We start from the raw sequence: 25,447 nt of genomic DNA on the forward strand, positions 1-25,447 counted from the left end.
CAACTCCTTTACGCGGCGTGGGCCCCGTACCCGGCGAAGCCGCCGTTCCAGGTCCCGCGGGGGCTCCTACTCCGTACCGCCGAGCCCGCTGAGCACCGTCCTGGCCCGCTCCTGGGCCCCCTCACTGACCTGGAGGTCCGGGGTGACGCCCTGGCCGTCCACGCCGTGCCCGGCCGGAGTGCGGTAGTGGCCCACGGTCAGCTCGGCCACGGAGCCGTCGGGAAGCTTGCTCGGCATCTGGACGGAGCCCTTGCCGAAGGTGCGGGAGCCGACCGTGACGGACCGGCCGCGGTCCTGGAGGGCGCCGGTGACCAGCTCGGCCGCGCTCATCGTGCCGCCGTCGACCACCACGACCACGGGCCGCTCGGTGTCGCCGCCGGGGTCCGCGTACAGCGCGCGCTGCTCGCCCCGTATGTCGTACGTGGCGACCAGGCCGCCGTCGAGGAAGGCGGAGGTGGCCCGTACGGCCTCGCTGACCAGCCCGCCCGCGTTGCCCCGGAGGTCGAGCAGGACACCGGCGCCCCTCGGCGCGTCCAGGACCGCGTCCCGTACCCGCTCGCCCGCGCCCTTCGTGAACGCGCCGACCTTGATCCGCAGCGCGCCGCCCTCGATCGTGTCGACCGTGACGGACTCGGTGGTGAGCCGGGCGCGGCGCAGGCTCTCGGTCCAGCGGCGGCCCTCGCGCTCCAGGCCGAGCGCCACACCGGTACCCACGGCGCTCTCGCCGGAGCTTCCCTTCCTGGCGGACTCGTCACCGCGGAGCAGCGCCATGACCTCCGTGACCGGGCGCTTCGCGACGCTGCGGCCGTCGATCTCCCGGATGATGTCCCCGGCGCCGATCCCGGCGGCCCCGGCGGGTCCGCCGGGCTGGACGCGGGTGACCTCGACCAGACCGCCCGCCGTACGTCTCGCCCAGAGCCCCACGCCCGTGTACGTACCGTCGAGGGACTGCCGGAACTCCTCGTACTCCCGCTTGTCGTAGACGGCGCCCCAGCGGTCGCCGCTGCGGCTGACGACCTCCTCGGCGGCGTCGGTCGCCGAGGTGCCGTTGGCCATGGCGTCGGCGGCGGCCCGTGCGACCTCGTCCCGGTCGGCCGTCGAGGAGACGGGCCGGGCCGGGTCGGGGGGGGCCTCACCGCTGGTGCGCGGCAGGGAGTTCGTGGCCGCGGCCGTGGCGAGCACGGTCGCGAAAACCAATGTCAGGGCCGCCCCGCGGCGTAAACCGCGGGGCTTCTGAAGCGACTCGGAACCCGACATGGCGTTGAGTCTAGGACAACGCGACCCGGCCGGACGGTGCTTGTCGCCACCACGCCAAGGGCGCTTGTCACACCCTGAGGTACTTGCGCAGCGCGATGAAAGCGGCCACGGCGGGCATCAGCAGACCGATCGCGACCACCAGCGGAAGCTTGGCGAGCACCGCGTCCCAGCCGATGAAGTTGACCAACTGCATCTTGTCGGCGAGGGCGAGACCGTGATCGATCAGGAAGTACCTGCCGAGGAGCAGCATCACGCAGGCGACCCCGCCACCGATCAGCCCCGCGAACGCGGCCTCCATGATGAACGGCATCTGGATGTAGAAACTGGAGGCGCCGACGAGCCGCATGATCCCGGTCTCCCGGCGCCGGCTGAACGCCGACACACGCACGGTGTTCACGATCAGCATCAACGCGATGACCAGCATCAACGCCATCACACAGAGTGCGGCGATATTCATGCCGTTCATCAGGTCGAAGAGATTCTGCAGGATGTTCCGCTGGTCCTGGACGGACTCCACCCCGTCCCGGCCGGCGAACGCGGTGGCGACCACCTGGTACTTCTCCGGGTCCTTCAGCTTCACCCGGAAGGATTCCGGCATCTGGTCCGGTGTGATGGTCGCGGCGATGGGCGTGTCGCCGTACCGCTCCTTGTAGTGCTTGTACGCCTCGTCCGACGTCTCGTAGTGGACGTTCTCGACGATGGTGTCCATCTTGGCCAGATCGGCCTTGATCTGGTCCTTCTGCTGACCCGTGGCCGCGCCCTTGGCGCACTTGGGCGCGGTCGCCGCGTCGTTCTTGTTGCAGAGGAAGATGGAGACGTTGACCTTGTCGTACCAGTAGTCCTTCATCACGCTGACCTGCTCGCGCATGAGCAGCGCGCCGCCGAACAGGGCGAGCGAGAGGGCTACGGAGACGATGACCGCGAAGGTCATCGTGAGATTGCGACGGAGACCGACGCCGATCTCCGACAGGACGAACTGGGCGCGCATGGCGTCCTTTCAGCTTTCGATACTCAATGCTCGGTGACTCGGTGGCGCGGTGGCGAGTACGTGGTCAGTGCTGGTATCCGTAGACGCCGCGTGCCTGGTCACGCACGAGACGGCCCTTCTCCAGCTCGATCACGCGCTTGCGCATCTGGTCGACGATGTTCTGGTCGTGGGTCGCCATCACGACAGTCGTACCGGTGCGGTTGATACGGTCCAGCAGCTTCATGATGCCGACGGACGTCTGCGGGTCGAGGTTGCCGGTGGGCTCGTCCGCGATCAGCAGCATGGGGCGGTTGACGAAGGCACGCGCGATCGCCACGCGCTGCTGCTCACCACCGGACAGCTCGCCGGGCATCCGGTCCTCCTTGCCGCCGAGACCGACGAGGTCGAGGACCTGGGGCACCGCCTTGCGGATCTCACCGCGCGGCTTGCCGATGACCTCCTGCGCGAACGCCACGTTCTGGGCGACGGTCTTGTTCGGCAGCAGCCGGAAGTCCTGGAAGACCGTGCCGAGTTGACGGCGCATCTGCGGCACTTTCCAGTTGGACAGGCGCGCGAGGTCCTTGCCGAGGACGTGCACCATGCCGTGGCTGGTGCGCTCCTCACGCAGGAGCAGGCGGAGAAAGGTCGACTTTCCGGAGCCGGAGGAGCCGACGAGGAAGACGAACTCGCCCTTCTCGATTTCGAGGGAGACATCGCGAAGGGCAGGGCTGTTCTGCTTCGGATAGGTCTTGGTGACGTTGTCGAATCGGATCACGGGTGCACACCACGGTCGGCCGGGAGTAGGTGAGCGAGACCTTACGCGAACCCGACTGGCACGCGCAGTCCGCATCCGAAGTCGGACCGTCACGGGGGGCCTCGCACGGCCCGTCCAGGAGCGACCAGGGACCGGCTTGGGCGATTTATCACGGATACGGAGCCGGCGCCACCGGTGAGGGCCCGGACGGAAACCGACCGGCCGCGCCGAACCGGCCGGAAACTGGCACAGTGGGGGTGGGGAACGGTCGTGTTCCCCCGAGCGTTGAGCGGAAGACGCTGTATGCGGCTCCGCAGCGCGGTGAGGAGGAATGCGCATGACCTACGACCGACTGGTGTGCGCCAACTGCGCGGGACCGGTCACCGAAGGCAGATGCCGGGTGTGCCGTGCCCACAGGGAGCGCCTGGAGCAGCAGGGCCCCCTCGGAGGACTGAGCCCCGTGGCGCTGCTGACCCTGGTGGTACTGCTGCTCGCGGCGATGGCGCTGGTCGCGACGTATCAGCCGGCGTGACATCGCGCACACGTGTGCAGGACGAAGGGCCCGGGCTTCACGCCCGGGCCCTTCTGCCGTGATCCCTGCGCCGATCTCCGCGCTGATCCCCGCGCCGATCTCCACCGTGGCGGAGCGCTCACGCCGTCAGGCGGTCACGCTGCGCCACGACGGTGCGACCGTGTGGTGATCAGGCGGCGGTACGGCCACCGCTGACCAGACGCGGCAGCATCCGGAAACCGATGCCACCCGCGATCATGGTCGCGGCGCCGATCAGCAGGAACGAGGTCTCGGCGGCGCCGGTCTCCGCCAGCTCCTCCTTGGCCTCGCCCTGCTGCACCGGCTTGGAGCCGGCGTTGTCGGTGTCGGTGTTGTCGGCGCACGCGGCACCGTCGAGGTCGACGGTGCAGGTGCCTGCGCCGTTGCCACCGGTGGCGGTGGAGCCGCCGGTCGCGCCCTCGCTGGAACCGCCGGTGGCCGAGCCGCCGGTGGTGCCACCGGCGGTGGTCCCGCCGTCCGTGGTGCCACCATCGGTGGTCCCGCCGTCCGTCGCGCCACCGTCAGTGGTGCCACCATCGGTCGCGCCACCGTCAGTGGTCCCGCCGTCGGTCGCGCCACCATCGGTCGCGCCGCCGTCCGTCGCGCCACCGTCCGTGGTGCCACCATCGGTGGTCCCGCCGTCGGTCGCGCCGCCGTCCGTCGCGCCACCGTCGGTGGTCCCGCCGTCCGTCGCGCCGCCGTCCGTCGCGCCACCGTCGGTGGTCCCGCCGTCCGTCGCGCCACCATCGGTCGTGCCACCGTCGGTGGTCCCGCCGTCCGTCGCGCCACCATCGGTCGCGCCACCGTCGGTGGTCCCGCCGTCCGTCGCGCCACCATCGGTCGCGCCACCATCGGTGGTCCCGCCGTCCGTGGTGCCGCCGCTGTCGACGCCGCCCGGGTCGCCACCGTCGGTCGTACCGCCCGACGTGTCGTTGATGCCGAGACCGACATCGAGCACGCCCGTCTCGACGGCCACGCCGATACCGGCGGCCTGAGCGGCGCCCGCGATGGTCAGCGAGGCGCCCGCGGCGATTACCGCGCCGGCCGCCACACGCGCCACGCGGATCCGCGTCTTTTTGGTCATCTGCTTGCTACCCCCAGTAGCTCATACGTCAGTGGTGCACCGTCCGGGGCCGCGGCCGCTGGGGGTTCGAGATCGCCGCCCCCGGTCTCACGCACCCCGGATATACGCGTGCCACGCGTCAGAGTTCCCGGTTTTCATATACGCGTCAAGGTCGTTGCGCGTGCGATGCCCGAAATCACGGGGGTTGTCCGGCGTGCGGGGATGCAACTGTGACGTAAAAGGGAACTGCCGCCCATCGGGCGGCAGTTCCCTTGTCGACAAAGCGCGAATTTACTTCTCCTGCTGCTTGCGCCAGCGAATTCCCGCCTCCAGGAATCCGTCGATCTCCCCGTCCAGCACACCCTGCGGATTACCGACCTCGAACTCCGTCCGCAGGTCCTTGACCATCTGGTACGGGTGAAGAACGTACGAACGCATCTGGTTGCCCCAGGAGTTGCCGCCGTCGCCCTTCAGCGCGTCCATCCTGGCCTGCTCCTCCTGGCGGCGGCGTTCCAGCAGCTTCGCCTGGAGGACGTTCATCGCGCTCGCCTTGTTCTGGATCTGCGAGCGCTCGTTCTGGCAGGAGACCACGATGCCGGTCGGGATGTGTGTGATGCGGACCGCGGAGTCCGTGGTGTTGACGCCCTGACCACCCGGGCCCGAAGCGCGGTACACGTCCACGCGCAGCTCGGACTCGTCGATCTCGACATGGTCGCTGGACTCCACGACCGGCAGCACCTCGACGCCCGCGAAGGACGTCTGGCGGCGGCCCTGGTTGTCGAACGGCGAGATACGGACCAGACGGTGCGTGCCCTGCTCCACGGAGAGGGTGCCGTACGCGTACGGCGTCTTCACGACGAAGGTGGTCGACTTGATGCCGGCCTCCTCCGCGTACGACGTCTCGTAGACCTCCGTGCCGTAACCGTGCCGCTCCGCCCACCGCAGATACATGCGCTGAAGCTGCTCGGCGAAGTCGGCGGCGTCCACGCCACCCGCCTCGGCGCGGATGTTGACCAGCGCCTCGCGCTCGTCGTACTCGCCGGACAGGAGAGTACGGACCTCCATCTCGTCCAGCGCCTTGCGCACCGACTCCAGCTCGGTCTCGGCCTCGGCGCGCGCCTCCGCGTCGTCCTCGGACTCGGCCAGCTCGAACATCACTTCCAGGTCGTCGATGCGCCCGCGCAGCGCCTCCGTCTTACGGACCTCGGCCTGGAGGTGCGACAGCTTGCTGGTGATCTTCTGCGCCGCCTCGGGGTCGTCCCAGAGGGACGGGACCGCGGCCTGCTCCTCCAGCACGGCGATGTCGGCCCTCAGCCTGTCGAGGTCCAGGACGGCCTCGATCGACCCCATGGTCGAGGAGAGGGACTTCAGCTCTTCGGATACATCGACGACTGCCACGGCACCAGCCTAACCCCTAATTTTTGAGGGCTCGGTTCGCCGTCGGGGCGCTTGCCGTATGCGTCAGCGGCCTCCGGCCGCGGGCGGCGCCGACGGTCGACCGTACTCGGCCCCTCGTCCCCCGGGGCCCGCGCGCTCTCCCCTTCGACAGCGTCGCGCCCCTCCGGCTCACTCGCCGGCCTGGTCGGTTTTCATGCCTGTCCGGGAGTTGAGGACGGTACGGGCACCGGTGGGCCCGGTCGCCCCCGGCTCCTGGGACGTGGGCCCGGTCGCTCCGGGCCCCGGGACTACGGGACCGGGGAAGTCGTCTGTTTCGAGTCCTGCGGGGGGTCGCCCGCGCCGTCGCCGCTGGTGGCGAGCCAGCCGCCCACGCCCAGCCCGGCGACCAGCAGGACCGCCGCCGCGCCCAGCGTGATGCGGCGCTTACGGACCGCCTCCGCCTTGTGCCGGGCGCTTCCCGGGCGGCGCTGGCCCGGGGAACGGGGGGCGCGGGCCGTACCGCGGGCGCCGCCCGCCAGTTCGTCGGGGGCCGGGACGCGCATGCTCGTATGGGTGTCCCGGTTGGAGTCCGGGGCCGCGCCCGGCACCAGCGGGACCGCGCCCCTGCGGCGCGGCTCCTCGGCGGCGGGGCCCGGCTCCTCGTACGGCTGCTCCGTGGGTTCCGCGTCCGGCTCGTCCACGTCCAGCGGCGGGATGCCCGCGAGGAGCGGAAGCTGCTCGCGCAGCCGTGCGGCCAGTTCCGAGGCGCGCAGCCGGGACGCCGGGGCCTTCGCCAGGCACTGGAGCAGGAGCTGCCACAGCTCCTCGGGGATGCCGGGCAGCGGGACGACGGTCTCGGTGACATGGCGGCGCAGTACGGCGCCGGGGTGGCCGCCGCCGAACGGGGTGAACCCGGCGAGCAGCTCGTACAGGACCGTGGCCAGGGCGTAGATGTCCACGGCCGCGCGCGGCGGCAGGCCCTCGACGATCTCGGGCGCCAGGTAGTCGGGCGTTCCGATGATCTTGCTGGCCTTGGTGCGCCGGGGGGTGTCGATCAGTTTGGCGACGCCGAAGTCGGTGAGCAGCGCGGGGTGCGCGCCGCCAGGACCGAGCGGGCCCTCCATGTCGAGCAGGATGTTCTCCGGCTTGACGTCGCGGTGGACCACCCCGGCGGCGTGCGCGGCGGCGAGCCCGTCCGCGACGTCCGCGACGATCGCGACCGCCGCCTCGGGGGCGAGCCTGCGCTCGCGGTCGAGGCGGGTGCGCAGATCCGTGCCCCGGATGAGATCCATCACGAGCGCCAGGTCGTTGCCGTCCACGACGAGATCGTGGACGCCGACCACCCGGGGGTGGTCGAGCCCGAGCAGGGCGGTGCGCTCCTGGACGAAGCGTCCGACCAGCTCCTGGTCCGACGCGAGGTCCTCGCGCAGCAGCTTGATGGCGACCGGGCCGTCGGGCCCCTCGCCGAGCCACACCGTGCCGGCGCTGCCCCGCCCCAGGATCTGATGGGCGGTGTACCGGCTGCCGATATTCCGTGCCAAGACTGCTCCCTCAGCGGCTGGCGTTGCCCATCAAAGTACGCGGAAGTCGAGGCGTTCCGTGCGCCGGTCGGCATCAACTCCCGTACTCAAGGGAGAAAATGCGGTGATCCGCGCGGATACATCCCCTCGGATCACCCGTGCCGCACATCGGCCCGGGCCAGGGCCGGAGCCGAGGTCCGGCGCGCTGGTGCCCCTCCCGGCACGCTTTGCCGGTCGCGGCACCAGGGCCTCTCGTTCGGATCTTGCCGGGTTCGCGCGCCCGCGGTGACATCAGCCGCTGACGCGGCGGGCGCTCCCTGATCCGGCCAGATCCAGACGAAGGACCCTAGCCGCTGATCCGGGAGAACCAGTCCGTCACCTTGGCGATCCCGTCGCCGATCGCCGACCAGTAGCTCTGCCCCTCGGCGATCCAGCCCTGGAGCGGGGTCAGCTCCCAGACGAGCCAGCCTGCGACGACGAGCAGGACGATCGTGAAGAGACAGCCCTTGAGGCAGCCGAGGCCCGGGATGTGCATGGGGTTCGCGCTGCGCTGCCGGGGCGGGCGCGGCTCGCGCGGCTGCCGGGGCGCGGGCCGCTGGGGCTCCTGCTGGGGCGGCGGCTGAGGCGGTGCGTACCGCTGCTGCTGGGGCTGCTGTTGCTGCGGGGGCGGCGGGGCGTACCGCTGCTGGTGCTGCTGGTGCTGCTGGTGCTGCGGCTGCTGCGGTGGGCGCTGCTGCTGGGGCGGCGTGGGCTGCTGCTGCCGGGGGCCCTGCGGGCGCTGGGGGCGCCGGCGCAGCGGGTCCTGGCTGGGGTCGAGGTACTGGACCTGGGTCTGCTCGTTACGGTCGCGCGCGGCCTGCAACTGGCCCTGCCAGGGGTGCGGGCCCTCGGGCTCCTGCGGTACGGGCGGCATCATCGCGGTCGGATCCGCGCCGCCGGGACCGCGCCCCGCACCCGGTCCGCCGGAGGGCATGACGCTGGTGGCCGCGGCCGGGTCGAAGCCGGGGCCGCCCGGCCCGGTGGACGGCAGGACGCTGGTGGCCGCGGACGGGTCGTACGAGGCGGCGTTGCTCGGCAGGACCTGCGTCGGGTCCGCGTCGCCGCCCGGCAGGCCGGGGACCGACGCGGGCGACGGGTCGGGCGCGAGGAGTGCGGCGACGCCCAGCGCGGCGTCGACCTGGGCGGGCGTGGAGTGCACGCCGACCCCGGCGGCCACGGTCCGCAGGGCGCGGGCCAGGTTCTGGGCGCTGGGCCGCTGGTCCGGGTCCTTGCGCAGGCAGCGCTCGATGACCGTCCACAGCGGCTCGGGCAGGGTGCTGGGGCGGCGGGGCTCCTCGCTGAGATGGCGGTGGAGCACTTCGAGGGCGGTCGCGCCGGCGAACGGCGGCTGCCCCGTGACCAGCTCGTACAGCAGGATGCCCGCGCCGTAGATGTCCACGGCGGAGGTCTGCGGGCGGCCCTCGGCGGACTCCGGGGCGACGTACGCGGGCGTGCCGACGAACTCGTGGGTGCGGGTCAGCCCCGGGGAGTCCGCGAGGCGCGCGATGCCGAAGTCGGTGAGCATCGGGTGCAGCCGCTCGCCGTCGTTCTTCAGCAGGACGTTGGCGGGCTTGAGGTCGCGGTGGACGACGCCGTCCGCATGGCTGGCGGCGAGCGCGTCCGCGATCTGGGCGGTCAGCAGCGCCGCGGCGACCGGGCTGAACGGGCCGTTCTCGCGCAGATACCGGTGCAGGTCGGGGCCTTCGACCAGGTCCATGACGAGGGCGAGGAGATCGCCCTCGACCACCAGGTCACGGGTGCGCACGATGTTGGGGTGGGTCAGGCGGAGCAGGACGGAGCGCTCGCGCAGGAAGCGCATCACCACGTCCGCGTCGTTCGCCAGCTCCTCCTTGAGGACCTTGATCGCGACGGTCTCACCGGGCTGGCCCGCGACGGACGCCTCGGCTCCCGCGGTCTCCCGCTGACGGGCTCGCCAGACGGTGCCCGTGGCGCCGCGTCCGATCGGCTCATCGAGCAGGTACTTGCTGCCTACGGGCCGCACGTCATGCGCTCCTAGCTGATCGTGGTCGTCTCGCTGGTCGTGATCATCATCGCCCGGCAGGGCCGCGCTTCCGACCCACCTTAAACCGGCCGGTCGGGTCACCGGCCTGGGTGTGGACAACCGTCCTCCGGCGCGGCCCTCCGTCCCGGTTTCCGCTTCTGATCGGATTCCGATCGGGTCGGTTCGTGTTCGATAGGAAGACGCAGGCATCGTACGGCTGGTTGCCGGGCGGCGCGGCCGAGGACATCACACCCGGTCCCGACCCGTCGCGAAGAAGCGCCCAAGCAGGCACTTTTCCGCCAACAGCCGACCATTCAAGATCACTTGTTGCCGGTACCCGGGCGTGTTGTCAGCGGCAGGTGCGAAGATGCCCTCAAGCACGTGACGTGTGGAGTGGGGGAATCTCGCCGCCCCGTGCCGACCTGTACCGGACGACGCGTCCGTGCGTGGCGTGGGGGGAGATCACCAGGCTTCCCCCGTGCCGGGCACCCCGCGCAGAAGGGACCGCTGACGGCGATGCAGATCCGGCTGACCGTCCTCGCGCCGCGTGGCGGCCATGCCGCCGGGCGCTCCTGTGACGTGCTCGTCACGGCCCCGGCGGGCACGGCGCTCGCCGCCGTCGTCTCCGGCCTCGCCACGGCCGTCTCGGGCCCCGACGCGCCCGGCACCGTCACCCTCTACTCCGGCCGCGAACGGCTCGACCCGCAGCGCTGCGCCCTGGGCGAGCCGCCGCTGATCGACGGCGCGGTCCTCTCGCTCCAGGTCCCGGGCGAGGCGGACGTCCCCACGGAGGACGCGCCCGCGCAGCTCCATGTGGTCGCGGGCCCGGACGCGGGCGGGGTGCATCTGCTGCACGGCGGACAGATCAGGATCGGCCGCTCCGGCGGGGCCGACGTGCCGCTGAACGACCCGGACGTCTCACGGCTGCACTGCGCGGTGACGGTCGCGGAGGACGGCGGGGTCACGGTCGCGGACCTGAACTCCACGAACGGGACGACGCTGGAGGGCGCCCTGGTGGGCGACCGCCCGGTCCGGCTGGCCCCCGGCGCGCTGCTGCGGCTCGGCGAGTCGGCGCTCCGCCTCACGGGCGGGGAGCGCACGCCCGCGCTGGCCACGGCGTCGGACGGCGAGGGCCATCTGCGGATCACCCGCCCCGGCAAGGACCGTACGGACGGCGCGGACGGCGCCGACGGGGCCGGGCGGCAGGCCCCGATGACGGCCGGGGGCCCGGTCGCGGGCTCCGCCCCGGGAGCGCTCCCGTACGGCACGGACCCGGACGATCACGGCGGTACGGTGCCGGGCACCACGCCCAGCGGCAGCACCGGCCGGCCTCCCTCCGGCCGGGCGCGTACGCACGCCCCGGGGGCGGCCCCGGCCGGCGCGTCGACCAGGATCCCCGGCCCGCAGTACGACCGGGCGGTCTACGACGCGGGGGCGTACGACACCCACAGCGGCTCCCGGCCCGAGTACGGCGGCTCGCAGTACGGCAATCCGCCCGGCGCCCCGCGCGTGCCCGACCCGCGCGGCGCCGACACGCACCACGGCGGCCGCGCCCCGTCGGCCGGGGGTCCCTCGCGGACCCCGTACGGCACACAGGACGGCGGGCACAGCAGACCGACGGCGGCCGGCCGGGACGCGGACCCGGCGGCGTACGAGGAACCCCAGTCGCACAGCGGGACCCCCGGCTCACGCCGCCAGGAGACGCCCCCGCGCTCCACCGAACCGCCCGACCTGACCACCCGCCGACGCGGCGGCATAGGCGCCTGGGCGCGGCGGCTCGCGGGCAGCCGCGGCGAGGAACTGCCGGAGACCGCCCCCGGCCCCGACGGTCCCGCCACCGCCACCGGACGCGGCCCCTCCCCCGAGACCTGGCCCGATCCGGCCACGGTGCTGCTGACCGCGCTCGGCCCCGGCCCCCGGCTGTGGGAGCGGGGCAGCCGTCACGCCGAGGCGCTCGCCGTCCGGCTGGGCACGGCGGACCGCCCGTCCTCGGACGGCACCCGGCAGTTGCCGCTCGTCCCGGTCACGGTCGGGCTGCGCGAGGCCGGGTCGCTCGGACTGGCGGGCCCCAGGGAACGGCTGACGGGTATGGCCCGCTGGACGGTGGCCCAGCTCGCCGCGCTGCACGCGCCCGCCGATCTGGAGATCGTGCTGATCAGCGCGGACCGGGCGCGGAGCCTGGCGGAGCGCCGACAGGACTGGAGCTGGCTCGGCTGGCTCCCGCACGTCCGGCCGGGCCACGGCCAGGACTGCCGGCTGCTCCTCGCGTACGACGGGGAGCAGGCGAGCGCCAGGACGGCCGAGCTGACGCGCCGGCTCGACGACGGCCCGCTGGGTCCTGGCTGGGCCTCCGCCGACCCCTGGACGGTCACGGAGGCCGCCGCCCGCCACGACGGTCCGTACACGCTGGTGATCGTGGACGGCGACCCCGGTTCCGCCGCGCTGCGCGAGACGACGGCGCGGCTCGCCGGCGGTGGCGCCGCCGCGGGGATCCACCTGCTCTGTCTCGCCGAGACGGAGTCGGCCTCGCCGCTGTCACCGATCGCCGCGACCTACGAGACGGCGTGCGCGGCCTCGCTGCCCTTCCGTGACTGCGGGGCCGTCGCCCTGCTGAGCGGCGACGTGGCCACCACGCTGCGGCTGCTGCGTACGGCGGTGGGACAGCCCGCGGGCCACGGCACGCTCGCCGTGGTGGACGCGGTCTCGCCCGCCTGGGCCGAGCGGTTCGGCCGTGCGCTGGCGCCGCTGCGCTTCGCCGGGAGCGGCCGGAGCAGGCCCGCCACCGCACTGCCGCGCTCGGCCAGGCTGCTGGACGAGCTGGGGCTCGCCCGCGCCACCCCGGCGTCCCTGATGGCCCGTTGGGCGTCGGCCGCCGACGGCACCCGGCAGTGCACGGCGGTCCTGGGCGCGGGACCCCACGGTCCGGTGAGCGTCGATCTGACGGAGGAGGGCCCGCACCTGCTGATCGAGGGCCCCTCGGGCAGCGGCCGTACGGAGCTGCTGCGCTCCATCGCCGCGTCCCTGGCCGCCGCGGACCGCCCCGACCGGCTGGGGCTGCTGCTGGTCGACGGCGCGGGGGGCGAGCGTGGCGAAGGGCTCTCGGTCTGTACGGAACTGCCGCATGTGACCGAGCATCTGGTGGCGTCGGACCCGGTCAGGATGCGGCAGTTCGCGCAGGCGCTGGGCGGCGAGCTGAAGCGCCGGGCGGAGCTGCTGGGGCGGCTGGACTTCACGGAGTGGCACAACGGCGCGCGGGACGAGCCACGGGAGCGCCGGGAGACGCAGGATCAACGGGACGCGCGGGATGTACGGGACGCGCGGGATGTAAGAGATTCCCGGGGCCTTCGGGACCCGCGGGACGTACGGGATTCCCGGGAGGCGCAGCAGGTCGCCGAGCGGATGATCAGTCCGCGGACGCCGAGCGCGGCCGAGCAGCGGACGGGCGACCAGCGCGCGGGCGAGACGCTGGGCGGCGGCACGCTCAGGCTCCGCCACCAGACCGCCCGCACGGGCCAGGCACAGGGCCCGGCCGAGGGCCGCAGCCAGAGCCTGGGCCTGGGCCTGGGCCGGGAACAGACCAGGGAACAGACGCGGGACCAGACACGGGAGCAGTCCCGGAGCCAGGGCCGGCCCCACCCCCGGGCCAGGGGCGCGGAGTCCGCGCCCCTCCCCCGCCTCGTCGTGCTGGTCGACGACTACGACGCGCTGGTCGCGCCCTCGCTGGGCAGCCCCGGCCGGCCCTCCGCCGGTTCCGTCGTACGGGCCCTGGAGGCCGTCGCGCGGGACGGTGAGCGCCTCGGCGTCCACCTCGTGGCGGCCTCGGCCTGCCCCGAGCGCACGGTCGACACGGAGCTGGCCCAGCGGGCGCGGCTGCGCGTCGTGCTCGACACGCCTCTGGTCGCGCCCGCGCCCGACGACCCCGCGCCCGGCCGGGGCCGCCTCGGCCATCCGGACGGCCGGGTCACGCCGTTCCAGGGCGGCCGGGTCACCGGCCGCATCCCGCGCACGGCGACGCTGCGGCCGACGGTCACGGTGGTGGAGTGGGAGCGGATGGGCGATCCGCCGGCCCGCCGGCCGGTCCGTGAGCTGGGCAACGGGCCCACGGACCTGGCGCTTCTCGCGAGTGCGCTGGAGCGGGCCGCCCGCTCCGTGGACGCCGTACCGCTGGCACCACTGACCCCCGCTCACCCCTGAGACGCGGGGACCGACCGAAAGATCATCAGACCGCCCGCTTTCGCCTTCCTGACCACGTCACGAGCCCATCACGATTGGATCGTTCATACCCAACCCGGTATTGCGGCCCCTCGTCACCCGGCGTAGGACTGTGCCCACGGGACGAGAGCAGCGCCGCCACGTCATGCCGCGATGCCGGTCCCACGCGCGTAGATCCGTACGCATACGGGAGAGAGACGGGGCAGTGATGCGCACAACTCGCAGAGCATCCAAGGCGCTTGGCAAGAGCACAGGCATCGGTGGCGACGGCAGGACGGCCCACGGGACCCGCCGGGCCGCCGTCGCCCTCGCCGCCGTCGGCGCCCTGGCCCTCAGCGGCTGCGGTGGCGACTCCGGCGACGACGACGGCAAGGGCTCGGGCGACAGCGCGAGCAAGCCGGCCGCGGTGACGGTCGAACTCCCCAAGCTGGACGGCGAGAAGATCCAGGTCGCCGCCGTGTGGACCGGTGCGGAACAAGCCAACTTCACCAAGGTTCTCGCCGAGTTCGAGAAGCGGACCGGGGCGACGGTCACCTTCGTCCCCGCCCAGGACCCGATCGTCAACTTCCTCGGCACGAAGATCGCGGGCGGCAGCCCGCCCGATATCGCGATGCTCCCGCAGGTCGGCGCCATCCAGCAGGCCGTGGAGAAGAAGTGGGCCAAGCCCGCCGGCCCCGAGGTCAAGGCACAGCTCGCCAAGAACTACGGCAAGGGCTGGCAGGACCTCGGCGCGGTGGACGGCACGCAGTACGGCGTGTACTTCAAGGCCGCCAACAAGTCGCTGGTCTGGTACAACAACGCCGCGTTCGAGAACGCGGGCGCCTCCGTCCCGAAGACCTGGAAGGAATTCCTCTCCACGGCCGAGACGATCTCCGCGTCCGGTGTCACGCCCGTCTCGGTCGGCGGCGCGGACGGCTGGACCCTCACCGACTGGTTCGAGAACATCTACCTCTCCCAGGCGGGCCCGGAGAAGTACGACCAGCTCGCGCAGCACGAGATCAAGTGGACCGATCCGTCCGTGAAGGACGCGCTCACCACGCTCGGCGAGCTCTTCGGCAAGCCGGCCCTGATCGCGGGCGGCACGGACGGCGCGCTCCAGACGGAGTTCCCCGCCTCCGTCACGCAGACGTTCACCGGCGGTGACCAGCCCAAGGGCGCGATGGTCTTCGAGGGGGACTTCGTCAGCGTCAACATCGGGGAGACGGACGCGAAGATCGGTACGGACGCGAAGGTCTTCCCGTTCCCGGCGGTCGGCGCCGACTCGCCGGTGGTGACGGGCGGCGACGCGGCCGTGGCGCTGAAGGACACCAAGGGCGCGCAGGCGCTGCTGACCTTCCTGGCCTCCACGGACGCCGCGAAGATCTGGGCGGAGGCGGGCGGCTTCGTCTCGCCGAACAAGTCGCTGGACGTCGCCTCGTACCCGAACGACGTGCAGCGCGACATCGCCAAGGCGCTGATCGCGGCGGGCGACGACTTCCGCTTCGACATGTCCGACCAGATGCCGCAGTCGTTCGGCGGCACGCCCGGCAAGGGCGAGTGGAAGTCCCTCCAGGACTTCCTGAAGAACCCGAAGGACGTGGCCGGGGTCCAGCAGGAGCTGGAAGCCGCCGCGGCCAAGGCGTACAAGAGCTGACGCGGTGACGACGGCGACCCCGGAGGGCGGCGCCACGCCGCCGCCCGCCTCCACGTCCGCCCCGGCGGATCCGTCCCGTAAGTCCTCCACGTCCTCCACGTCCCCCGCGTCCCCCGCGTCCCCCAAGGGGCGCGGCCCCAGGAGCGTCACCGGCACGCGCAAGCTCGTCGCGGCGGGCTTCCTGCTGCCCGCGCTGGTGCTGCTGGGCGCGCTCGTGGTGTATCCGATCGTTTTCTCCGTCTACCGGTCCTTCTTCGACAAGTCCGGAGCGAACTTCGCCGGATTCGACAACTATGTGGAGCTGTTCACCGACGACACCATCCTGACCGCCGTCAAGAACAACGCGATCTGGGTGGTGGTCGCCCCGACCGTCGCCACCGCGCTGGGCCTGATCTTCGCCGTACTCACCGAACGGGTGCGCTGGGGAACGGCGTTCAAGCTGATCGTCTTCATGCCGATGGCGATCTCGATGCTCGCGGCGGGCATCATCTTCCGGCTGGTGTACGAGCAGGACCCGGCCCGCGGGGTCGCCAACGCGGTCTGGGTCGGGGTGCACGACACGTTCAGCGAGTCGGCGGGGTATCCGAAGGCGCATCCGCTGCCCGTGCATCCACTGGAGGCGGGCGGCGGCGGATCGTTCGTGACCAAGGATCCCGTCGCGGCCGGTACGGAGGTGCTGCTCCCGCTGGTCGGCGTCGCCCCGGCGAAGATGCCCTCCGACGCGCGGCCCGCCAAGGCCGCGCAGCCGCAGGACGGCCGGGTCACCGGCACTGCCTGGCTGGACTTCACCCCGGGCGGCGGCGGGAAACCGAACGTCATCGACCCGAAGGAGCTCGGGCTCAGGAGCCTCAAAGTGGAGGCGGTCAAGGACGGCAAGGTCGTGGCCTCCACGACCGCCGGCGCCGACGGTACGTTCAGCCTGCCTGCCGCGGCCGACGGGGCCCGCCTCCAACTGCCAGCGGCCAACTTCAAGGAGCCGTACAACGGGGTGGAATGGCTCGGCCCCACCCTGGTCACCCCGGCGATCATCGGCAGCTATCTGTGGATGTGGGCCGGGTTCGCGATGGTGCTGATCGCGGCAGGGCTGGCGAGCGTGCCGCGTGAGCTCATGGAAGCGGCCCGGGTGGACGGCGCGACCGAATGGCAGGTCTTCCGCCGGATCACCGTGCCGCTGCTCGCCCCGGTCCTCGCGGTCGTCATGGTGACGCTGATGATCAACGTGCTGAAGATCTTCGACCTGGTCTTCATCATCCCGCCGGGGTCGTCCCAGGCCGACGCGAACGTGCTGGCGCTCCAGCTCTACCGCTCGTCGTTCGGCACGGACGCGGATCTCGGCATCGGCAGCGCCATCGCCGTACTGCTGCTCCTGCTGGTGATCCCGGTGATGCTCTTCAACGTACGGCGCATGCGAAGGGAGACGCGACGATGACCACGACGACGGCGTTGGACGCGGACCCCGGTCCTGAACCCGGTCCCGGCTCCGGCTCCGGTCCGGCGAAGGCGAAGGCGGCGACGACGGACACGGCGAAGGAGTCCCTGGGCAGCCGCATGGCGGCGCGCGCGGGCGGCGGGGCCGCCCGGGTCTTCCTGGTCCTGGTCGCCCTGTTCTGGCTGATGCCGACGATCGGCCTGTTCATCTCGTCGCTGCGGGACTCGGCTGACATCAACGCGAGTGGCTGGTGGAAGGTGTTCACCGCGCCCGCGCAGCTCACCGCCGACAACTACACGCGGCTGCTCGACAACGACATCATCACCAACTCGCTGTTCTCCACGATCATGATCACCGTCCCCTCGACGCTCCTGGTCGTGGTGATCGGCTCGCTCGCCGGATACGCCTTCGCCTGGATGGACTTCCCCGGCCGCGACTGGTGGTTCCTGCTGGTCGTGGGGCTGCTGGTGGTCCCGGTGCAGGTCGCGCTCGTACCGGTCGCCAAGCTGTTCGGCGCCATCGGCATCTTCGAGACGACCTTCGGCGTGATCATCTTCCATGTCGCCTTCGGTCTGCCCTTCGCGATCTTCCTGCTGCGCAACTTCTTCGCGGAGATCCCGAGGGAGCTGCTGGAGGCGGCGCGGCTCGACGGGGCGGGTGAGGTACGGCTGTTCACCCGGGTCGTGATGCCGCTCGGCGGACCGGCGATCGCCTCGCTCGGCATCTTCCAGTTCCTCTGGGTCTGGAACGACATGCTGGTGGCGCTGATCTTCGCGGACTCGAAGAACCCGCCGATCACGGTCGCGCTCCAGCAGCAGGTGCGGCAGTTCGGGAACAACATCGACGTCCTGGCGCCCGGAGCGTTCGTCTCGATGGTGATCCCGCTGGCGGTGTTCTTCGCCTTCCAGCGGCAGTTCGTGCAGGGCGTGATGGCCGGAGCCGTCAAGTAGGCGCGGAATCGGTGTGGTTGGCAGAGGAGGGGCCGGGTCGACGTCCATGAGGACGGCGCCCCGGCCCTCTCCCTTCCAGCGCTCGCTCCACTGCCCAACACCCGCCCCCCACAGGACAGATGTGCTGCCTGTCCCCCGAATGCCACGCCCCGCGTAACCAGTTGGCCGTACCGGCCGTTCCCGGGCCATGCCCCGGTTCAGCGTCATCGTCCCCGCGCACCAGGTCCAGGCGTATCTGACGCAGTGCCTGGAGTCCGTGCTGTCCCAGGCCCACGACGACCTCGAACTCATCGCGGTGGACGACGGATCGACGGACGCCTGCGGCGCGATCATCGAGGAGTTCGCCGCCCGCGACCCCCGGGTCACCGCCGTCCGGCTCCCCGTGCGGGCGGGCCCGGGACCGGCCCGTAACGCCGGGCTCGCCCGCGCCACCGGCGACTACGTGCTCTTCCTCGACGGCGCCGACACCCTCGTACCGGGCGCGCTCGGCTGGATCGGGGAGCGGCTCAGGGAGACGGAGGGTCCCGACGTCCTCGTCCACGACTACGTCCGTACGTACGACCGGACGGGCGAGGCGGTACGGAACGCCTTCGCCGCGCCGCTCGCCCGGCGCGCGGAGGGCCCCGCCGCGTTCCGGCTGGCGGACCGGCCGGGGCTGTTGACGTATCTGATGACCGCGGCGAACAAGGCGTACCGCAGGGAGTTCGTCCAACGCGAAGGGCTCACCTTCCCCGCCGGCCACCACGCGGACCTCGCCTGGACCTACCCGGCGCTGATGACGGCCGGGACGATCGCCACGCTGGACCGGGTGTGCGTACGGCTGCGCCACCGGTACGAGGCGGCGGAGCCGGCCGGCCCGCTGGACGTCTTCGCCGCGTACGAGCGGGTCTTCGCCTTCGTCGACGCGCGGCCCGCGCTGGCGCGCTGGCGTCCGGTGATGCACCGGCGGATGCTCGACCACCTGGCGGCGCTCGCCGGACTCGTACCGCACGTACGGCACGCACCGCACGCACCACACACACCGCACGTACCGCTCTCGGCGCTCTCGTCGCCGGACGGGGTGCTGCCGCGCCGGGCCCGCGCCGCGTTCTTCCGCGCGGCGCGCGCCCACCACCGCCGCTACCGCGCCCCGCGCACCTCACCCGCGCCGAAAGGCGCCGAGGCGTACGCCCCGCCCCGCCACACCCTGCTGCTCCGGCTCGGCGCGCACCGTACGTACGCCGTGGTGCGCGCCGCGCGGGCGGTGCGCGGGCGCGTCGCCCGGGGCGCGAGGGCGGCGCGCCGGACCGCCCGCGCGGTCGCACTACGGCTGCACTACGGGATCCAGCGGCGGCTGCCGGTCCGCGCCGACCGCGCGGTCTTCGCCTCCCACGGAGCGGGGCGCTCCACGGACCGGGAGCCGGTGTACGGGTACGGCGGCGACCCCGCGGCCATCGAGGAGACCGTCCGCGAACTCGTCCCGGGCCTGCGCACCTCCTGGATCACCGACCCCGCACACGCGCACCGGGTCCCGACGGGCGCACGCCGGGTGCGCGCCGGCTCCTTCGCGCACTGGACCGCGCTCGCCCGCTCGCGCTACCTGGTCAGCGACGCCGGTTTCGAGACCCGGCTCGTCAAGCGGCGGGGGCAGATCCTGCTCCAGACCCACGACGGGACACCGGTCGGCTCCACCGGAATCGATCTGCTGGACCGGCCGGCCGCCGCGCGCGGCACGGACATCGCCCGGCTGCTCGCCGACGCGGCCCGCTGGGACTACTCGCTCTCCGCCAACCGCCACTCCACGCTGGTACGGGAGCGGGCCTGCCCCTCGCCCGCCGCCACGCTGGAGTACGGCAGCCCGCGCGCCGACGCCTTCCGGCGGGCCACGGCGGCCGACGTCGCACGGCTGCGGGAGACCCTCTCCGTCCCCGAGGGGCGCACGGCCGTCCTGTACGCCCCCGCGTACCGCGACTACCGCCGCACCCAGCGCCTCCCCTTCGACCTGGAGCGGCTGGTGCGGTCGCTGGGCCCGAGCTTCGTGCTGCTGGTGCGCGCGCACCCCGCGTACGGTGCGCCGGTGCCGTGGCCGCCGCACCCCCGGATCGTCGACGTGTCCGCCCATCCGTCGGTCGAGACCCTGTGTCTCGCCTCCGACGCGCTGCTCACGGACTACTCGTCGCTGATGGTCGACTACGCGGGCCTCGACCGGCCGGTCGTCCTCCATCACGGCGACCCTGAGGCGTACGAGGCGGCCAGGGGGACCTGTCTCGACCTGCGGGCCTGCCCGCCGGGCGCGATCGCCCACACCCAGGACGAGCTGACCGACATCTTCACCTCGGGCCACTGGCGCGGCTCGCGCTCCGCCGAGCTGCGGGCGGCGTTCCGGGCGCGGTTCTGTCCGTACGACGACGGGCGGGCGGCGGAGCGGGTCGTACGCCATGTGTTCCTCGGGCGCGCCCCGGAGACCGCGGGCCCGCGGCGGGACGCGGGCCCGGCCGGTGCCGCCCCGGCCGGTGCCGCCGTAAAAGCGGGTCAGGCCCGGCTGAGCGCGGCGACCGCCGAGGCGGCCAGATCGTCCAGATACCCCTTGGGCAGGGTGGAGCGGACGACGACCAGCCGCCAGTAGAGCGGTCCGACGATCAGGTCCAGCGCCCGGTCGGCGTCCGCGCCCTCGGGCAGCTCGCCGCGCCCGACGGCCTCGCGGACGATCACGGCGGCGATGCCCCGCTGGCCGTCCAGCAGTGCCGTCCTGATCGCGTCGGAGATCTCGGGGTGACGGGCCGCCTCCACCAGCAGGTCGGGGATGACCTGCGAGGCGACCGGGTGACGCAGGGCGTGCGAGGCCACTTCGAGCAGGGCGCGCACATCTCCGTACAGCGAACCGGTCGAGGGAGCGGGCAGCCCCTGCGCGGCGAAGGCCGAGACCAGGTCGAGGACCAGCTCCAGCTTGGACTTCCAGCGGCGGTAGACGGCGGTCTTGCCGACGCCCGCGCGCCGTGCGATGCCCTCGATGGACATCCGGGCGAACCCGACCGCGGCCAGCTCCTCGAAGACGGCGGCGCGGATGGCGTCGGTCACGTCCTCCCGGAGCACGGCGGCGCCGGCCGGGACACGGCGGGTGGCGCGGGGGTCCGTGGTGGTGCCGGGACGCGTGCGCGGGTCCGTAGTCATCACCACCGAGCATAGCGGCGGCCCGGCGCTACTACCACGTAACGACGATACGGTTGCGTTGCGACGTGACCGGGCCTACCTTTGGCGTTGCGACGATACGGCCCCGTTCCGTCGTCGGGGGTGGAGTCGACCATCCCCGCCAGCGTCGAAAGCGACACCTGTGAGCCAGAGCCAGACGATCACAGCGACACCACCGGACCCAACAGACCCATTGGACTCATCGACCCCATCGCCACCATCGGTCACCTCCGCGGCTTCCGTACGGGAGACCGACCTCGGGGCCCTCGCCCGCCGGCACGGCCTGACCGTGAGCGGCGCCCGCCCCTCGCTCCCCGACTACCTGCGGCAGCTCTGGTCGCGGCGCCACTTCATCACCGCCTTCGCGACGGCGCGGCTGACCGCCCAGTACAGCCAGGCCAAGCTCGGCCAGATCTGGCAGGTCATGACCCCGCTGCTCAACGCGACGGTCTACTACTTCATCTTCGGGGTGCTGCTCGACACCAAGCGCGACATCCCTGACTTCATCCCGTTCCTGGTGACGGGCGTCTTCATCTGGACCTTCACCTCGAACTCGATCATGGCGGGCACCCGCGCGATCTCCGGCAACCTCGGTCTCGTACGGGCCCTGCACTTCCCGCGCGCCGCCCTGCCGATCGCACTCGCCCTCCAGCAGCTCCAGCAACTGCTGTTCTCGCTGGGCGCGCTGGTGGTGATCCTGGCCTGCTTCGGCGAGTTCCCGGACCCCGGCTGGCTGCTGGCACTGCCCGCCCTCGCGCTCCAGGCGGTGTTCAACACCGGCGTCTCGATGGCGCTGGCACGGCTGGCCGCCAGGACCCCGGACATCTCGCAGCTCATGCCGTTCCTGCTGCGCACCTGGATGTACGTCTCCGGCGTGATGTGGAGCGTGGACCGGGTGACGAAGGGCGAGAACGTACCGCACCTCGTCACGGTGGCGCTCCAGTGCAACCCCGCCGCCGTCTACATCGACCTGATGCGCTTCGCGCTCGTCGACAGCTTCACCGCCGCCCAACTGCCCGCCCACGTCTGGGCCGTCGCCGTCGGCTGGGCGCTGGTCGCCGGTGTCGGCGGTTTCCTGTTCTTCTGGAAGGCCGAGGAGGAGTACGGACGTGGCTGATACGTACACGGAACGCACCCCGGAGCCGGGCGCCGCCCCCGAGCCCGTCCCCACCGTCGTCGTCGACGGCGTGCACATCACCTACACCGTCCACGGCACCAAGGGCGGCAAGGGCAGCGCCACCTCCGCGCTGAGCCGGATCCTCTCCCGCGGGTCCACCCCCGGGGCGCGCGAGGTGCACGCGGTCAAGGGCGTCAGCTTCGCCGCGTACAAGGGCGAGGCGATCGGCCTCATCGGCTCCAACGGCTCCGGGAAGTCGACGCTGCTCAAGGCAGTCGCGGGGCTGCTGCCGCCCAGCCGGGGCCGGGTCTTCACCCGTGGCCAGCCCTCGCTGCTCGGCGTCAACGCGGCACTGATGAACGACCTGACCGGCGAGCGCAACGTCATCCTCGGCGGGCTGGCCATGGGCATGACGCGCGAGCAGGTGCGGGAGCGCTACGAGGACATCGTGGACTTCTCCGGGATCAACGAGAAGGGCGACTTCATCTCGCTGCCGATGCGGACGTACTCCTCGGGCATGGGCGCCCGGCTCCGCTTCTCGATCGCCGCTGCCAAGAGCCATGACGTCCTGCTGATCGACGAGGCGCTCTCCACCGGCGACGCGCGGTTCCAGCGCCGCAGCCAGGAGCGGATCGCCGCGCTGCGCGAGGAGGCCGGCACGGTCTTCCTCGTCAGCCACAGCAACAAGTCCATCCTGGAGACCTGCGACCGGGCGCTGTGGCTGGAGTCGGGCACGCTGCGGATGGACGGCACGGCCGAGGAGGTCGTGGCGGCGTACGAGGAGTTCACGAGCACCGGCGGGAACAAGAAGAAGTAGAGGCCCCGCCCCGAAGCAACCGGGCGGCGGTGCGAGGCTTGGCCGCCGGGCCCCACTCTGACATGATGGACAAACGGAACTTTGTTCCGGAAGTGCCTTTTGGGACATTGTTCCGTTCGACGGGACCGGCGGCGGAGGGAGCGGCATGGTGAGCGACGGCGACAAGGGCGCGGGGCACGCGGTCCCCTCCAAGCGGGCGGACGCCCGGCGCAACAAGGAGACGCTGCTCGACGCCGCCGCCGCGGTCTTCGTCACCTCGGGCGTGGAAGCGCCCGTACGTGACATCGCGGCCGAGGCCGGCGTGGGCGTGGGCACGATCTACCGCCACTTCCCGACCCGCGCCGACCTCATCATCGCCGTCTACCGGCACCAGGTCGAGGCCTGCGCCGAGGCCGGCCCGGCCCTGCTGTCGACCGGCGCCACCCCGCACGCCGCACTGGGACAGTGGATCAACCTCTTCGTCGATTTCCTGGTCACCAAACACGGACTCGCCGCCGTACTGCGGTCCGACAACACCGGCTTCGACGCGCTGCACGCCTACTTCCTCGACCGCCTCGTGCCCGTGTGCACCCAGCTGCTCGACGCCGCGGCCGCCTCCGGCGAGATCCGGTCCGACCTGACGGCCCTGGAGCTGATGCGCGGCGTCGGGAACCTCTGCATCGGCGCGGACAGCGACCCCCGCTACGACGCCCGCCGCCTGGTCGAACTCCTCATCGCGGGGCTGCGCCTCCCCCGCTGACCGCGGCTCTCGCCCGGCCGGGCGCCGGCCGCGTACTCACCCGGCGACGGCGCCTGCGGTGGAGACGTCCCCAATGGCGGCGTCTCCGGTGGCGGCGCCGAACCACCGTGACAGGCTCCCGAGCAGCTCCGCCTGGTCGTCACCGACCCACGCCACATGTCCGTCCGGCCGCAGCAGCACCGCGGGCGCGTCCAGCTCCTCGCTGACATCGACGACGTGGTCGACCCGGTCCCCCCAGCCCGCCGCCGAGAGCCGGCCGGTCTGGTCGAGCAGCAGCCCCCGGCCGCCGTGCATCAGCCCGTAGAGGCGCCCCCGCTTCAGCTCCACGTCCCGCAGCCGCCGGCCGAGCAGTTCATGCCCCTCGCCGAGGTCGTAGCGGACCCCGATCGCGGTGATCTTCTCGATCAGGTACTCGTTCACGTTCTCGAACCTCATCAGCTCCGCCACCAGCCGGCGCACCGACTGCGGACCCGCCTCGTGGGACAGCAGCAGCATCTGCGCGCGGGTGTTGTCCAGTACGGCGGCGGCCACCGGGTGCCGTTCGGTGTGGTAGCTGTCCAGCAGCCCCTCCGGCGCCCAGCCGTTGACCTCGGCGGCCAGTTTCCAGCCGAGGTTGTACGCGTCCTGGATCCCCAGGTTGAGCCCCTGTCCGCCGGTCGGCGGGTGGATGTGCGCCGCGTCGCCGGCCAGCAGCACCCGGCCCGTCCGGTAGCGCTCGGCCAGCCGGGTGGCGTCACCGAACCGCGACAGCCAGCGCGGTGAGTGCACACCGAAGTCGGTGGAACCGAAGTGCCGCAGCCGCTGCTTGAACTCCTCAAGGGTCGGCGCGACCGTACGGTCCTCGGCCACCCCCTCGGCGGGCACGATGACGCGGTACGTCCCGCCCCCGAGGGGCATGACGCCGAACCGGAAATGGGTCTTGCGGACTTCCGCCGTCACGGCGGCCATCTCCTCCGGTTCCGCGGTCAACTCCATCTCGCCCAGCAGCGTCTCGACCCTGCTGGGTTCACCGGGGAAGCCGACGCCGAGCAGCTTGCGCACCGCGCTGCGGCCACCGTCGCAGCCGACCAGGTAACGGGCCCGTACCCGCGTACCGTCGGCCAGTTCGGCGGTCACCCCGTCCTCGTCCTGGCTCAGCCCCACCAGCTCGCAGCCGCGCCGGATCTCGGCGCCGAGTCCGGTGGCGTGCTCGGTCAGCAGGCGCTCGGTGGTGGTCTGCGGTATGGCGAGGACGTACGAGTGCGCGGTGTCCAGCCGCTCGGGCCACGTCGTACCGAGGCCGGCGAAGAAACCGCCGACCGCGAACTGCTCGCCGAGGGGGAGGAACCGCTCCAGCAGACCGCGCTGGTCCATCATCTCGATGCTGCGCACGTGTATCCCGAGCGCGCGGGACTGCCCGGTCGGCTCCGTCTCCTTCTCCAGCACGAGCACGCGCACCCCGTGCAGCCGCAACTCGCCGGCCAGCATCAGTCCGGTCGGCCCACCGCCGGCGATGATCACGTCGATCACGAAAAACCCCCATTTACTTCCACACGCTGTTGCTTCGGCTGGTGATTCTGCGGCATGACCGGGGTCTTGCCGCAAGCCCCCCGGTGCGCTATACGTTGAGAGTGGAAAGGAGTCCGTCACCGGTCTGACGTCGACTCCCCCGCGGTGCACCCTCTGCCGGTACCGGCGCGTGCACCCGTCTCTCCCTCCCCGAAGCCCTGGTTCCGTTGCCCTTGGCTCCGTCGGCTCCCCTGGTTCCCTTGGCTCCGCCGCCCGCCGGCCGCCGCCTTCCGTCCACACGCGCAAACGCCAGGGGCGCCCGGCTCGCGATGAGCCTGTCTATTATATACATGTCCGAGCCCAGG

General features: G+C 72.3%; 18 protein-coding genes. 9 read left to right on the forward strand and 9 right to left on the reverse strand.

The window, feature by feature from the left end:
* Window positions 1-66: 66 nt before the first annotated feature.
* From ACFXPL_RS30290 to ftsE, 3 genes are all read right to left on the reverse strand, one after another.
* Window positions 67-1,257, reverse strand: coding sequence for a S41 family peptidase (locus ACFXPL_RS30290; protein WP_384925581.1), 1,191 nt, complete (start codon window positions 1,255-1,257; stop codon window positions 67-69).
* Window positions 1,258-1,324: 67 nt separating this feature from the next.
* On the reverse strand, window positions 1,325-2,245 hold the full coding sequence (ftsX, locus tag ACFXPL_RS30295; protein ID WP_384925583.1) for a permease-like cell division protein FtsX: 921 nt from the start codon (window positions 2,243-2,245) through the stop codon (window positions 1,325-1,327).
* Window positions 2,246-2,309: 64 nt separating this feature from the next.
* Window positions 2,310-2,999, reverse strand: coding sequence for a cell division ATP-binding protein FtsE (ftsE, locus tag ACFXPL_RS30300; RefSeq protein WP_384834494.1), 690 nt, complete (start codon window positions 2,997-2,999; stop codon window positions 2,310-2,312).
* Window positions 3,000-3,315: 316 nt separating this feature from the next.
* On the opposite strand from ftsE, the gene ACFXPL_RS30305 reads away from it, so the two are divergent.
* Window positions 3,316-3,510 (forward strand): hypothetical protein, encoded by a 195-nt coding sequence (locus ACFXPL_RS30305; protein ID WP_384925586.1) that lies wholly within the window; start codon window positions 3,316-3,318, stop codon window positions 3,508-3,510.
* Window positions 3,511-3,679: 169 nt separating this feature from the next.
* Here ACFXPL_RS30305 and ACFXPL_RS30310 read toward each other — a convergent pair whose 3' ends face one another.
* The 4 genes from ACFXPL_RS30310 to ACFXPL_RS30325 all read right to left on the reverse strand — a co-directional run bounded on the left by ACFXPL_RS30310 (window position 3,680) and on the right by ACFXPL_RS30325 (window position 9,529).
* The gene (locus tag ACFXPL_RS30310; RefSeq protein ID WP_384925588.1) at window positions 3,680-4,612 is read right to left on the reverse strand and encodes a hypothetical protein; all 933 of its coding nucleotides are present in this window, start codon (window positions 4,610-4,612) and stop codon (window positions 3,680-3,682) included.
* Window positions 4,613-4,882: 270 nt separating this feature from the next.
* Window positions 4,883-5,989, reverse strand: a complete 1,107-nt coding sequence (prfB, locus tag ACFXPL_RS30315; RefSeq protein ID WP_384925590.1) for a peptide chain release factor 2 — start codon at window positions 5,987-5,989, stop codon at window positions 4,883-4,885.
* A 287-nt stretch (window positions 5,990-6,276) separates the two neighbouring features.
* Window positions 6,277-7,509: a serine/threonine-protein kinase gene (locus ACFXPL_RS30320; protein WP_384925592.1), complete on the reverse strand. Its 1,233-nt coding sequence runs from the start codon at window positions 7,507-7,509 to the stop codon at window positions 6,277-6,279.
* Window positions 7,510-7,834: 325 nt separating this feature from the next.
* Window positions 7,835-9,529 (reverse strand): protein kinase, encoded by a 1,695-nt coding sequence (locus tag ACFXPL_RS30325; protein ID WP_384925594.1) that lies wholly within the window; start codon window positions 9,527-9,529, stop codon window positions 7,835-7,837.
* 516 nt (window positions 9,530-10,045) lie between these two features.
* Here ACFXPL_RS30325 and ACFXPL_RS30330 point away from each other — a divergent pair.
* From ACFXPL_RS30330 to ACFXPL_RS30350, 5 genes are all read left to right on the forward strand, one after another.
* On the forward strand, window positions 10,046-13,723 hold the full coding sequence (locus tag ACFXPL_RS30330; RefSeq protein ID WP_384925596.1) for an FtsK/SpoIIIE domain-containing protein: 3,678 nt from the start codon (window positions 10,046-10,048) through the stop codon (window positions 13,721-13,723).
* Between the two features lie 226 nt (window positions 13,724-13,949).
* Window positions 13,950-15,374 carry an ABC transporter substrate-binding protein gene (locus ACFXPL_RS30335; protein ID WP_384925599.1) on the forward strand — a complete coding sequence of 475 codons (1,425 nt, stop codon included), beginning with the start codon at window positions 13,950-13,952 and terminating at the stop codon, window positions 15,372-15,374.
* Between the two features lie 4 nt (window positions 15,375-15,378).
* Complete coding sequence (locus ACFXPL_RS30340; protein ID WP_384925601.1) at window positions 15,379-16,803, forward strand: carbohydrate ABC transporter permease; 1,425 nt, start codon at window positions 15,379-15,381, stop codon at window positions 16,801-16,803.
* Window positions 16,800-17,753, forward strand: a complete 954-nt coding sequence (locus ACFXPL_RS30345; RefSeq protein WP_384925603.1) for a carbohydrate ABC transporter permease — start codon at window positions 16,800-16,802, stop codon at window positions 17,751-17,753. The genes ACFXPL_RS30340 and ACFXPL_RS30345 overlap by 4 nt, the downstream gene beginning before the upstream one ends.
* Before the next feature lie 187 nt (window positions 17,754-17,940).
* Window positions 17,941-20,358, forward strand: a complete 2,418-nt coding sequence (locus ACFXPL_RS30350; RefSeq protein ID WP_384925605.1) for a CDP-glycerol glycerophosphotransferase family protein — start codon at window positions 17,941-17,943, stop codon at window positions 20,356-20,358.
* Here the strand turns inward: ACFXPL_RS30350 and ACFXPL_RS30355 are convergent.
* A complete protein-coding gene (locus ACFXPL_RS30355) occupies window positions 20,265-20,903 on the reverse strand; it encodes a TetR/AcrR family transcriptional regulator (RefSeq protein WP_384925607.1) in 639 nt (212 codons plus the stop codon). The two genes, ACFXPL_RS30350 and ACFXPL_RS30355, sit on opposite strands and share 94 nt — an antisense overlap.
* Before the next feature lie 211 nt (window positions 20,904-21,114).
* On the opposite strand from ACFXPL_RS30355, the gene ACFXPL_RS30360 reads away from it, so the two are divergent.
* From ACFXPL_RS30360 to ACFXPL_RS30370, 3 genes are all read left to right on the forward strand, one after another.
* Window positions 21,115-22,038: an ABC transporter permease gene (locus ACFXPL_RS30360; protein WP_384925609.1), complete on the forward strand. Its 924-nt coding sequence runs from the start codon at window positions 21,115-21,117 to the stop codon at window positions 22,036-22,038.
* Window positions 22,031-22,855, forward strand: a complete 825-nt coding sequence (locus tag ACFXPL_RS30365) for an ABC transporter ATP-binding protein (RefSeq protein ID WP_384925611.1) — start codon at window positions 22,031-22,033, stop codon at window positions 22,853-22,855. Before ACFXPL_RS30360 ends, ACFXPL_RS30365 begins: the two co-directional genes overlap by 8 nt.
* A 148-nt stretch (window positions 22,856-23,003) precedes the next feature.
* Window positions 23,004-23,594: a TetR/AcrR family transcriptional regulator gene (locus ACFXPL_RS30370; protein WP_384925617.1), complete on the forward strand. Its 591-nt coding sequence runs from the start codon at window positions 23,004-23,006 to the stop codon at window positions 23,592-23,594.
* 36 nt (window positions 23,595-23,630) lie between these two features.
* On the opposite strand, the gene rox is transcribed toward ACFXPL_RS30370, so the two are convergent.
* Window positions 23,631-25,103, reverse strand: a complete 1,473-nt coding sequence (gene rox / locus ACFXPL_RS30375; RefSeq protein WP_384925613.1) for a rifampin monooxygenase — start codon at window positions 25,101-25,103, stop codon at window positions 23,631-23,633.
* Window positions 25,104-25,447 lie beyond the last annotated feature (344 nt).

The organism is Streptomyces sp. NPDC059092, from assembly GCF_042756365.1.
In the GTDB taxonomy this organism is placed as follows: Bacteria; Actinomycetota; Actinomycetes; order Streptomycetales; family Streptomycetaceae; genus Streptomyces.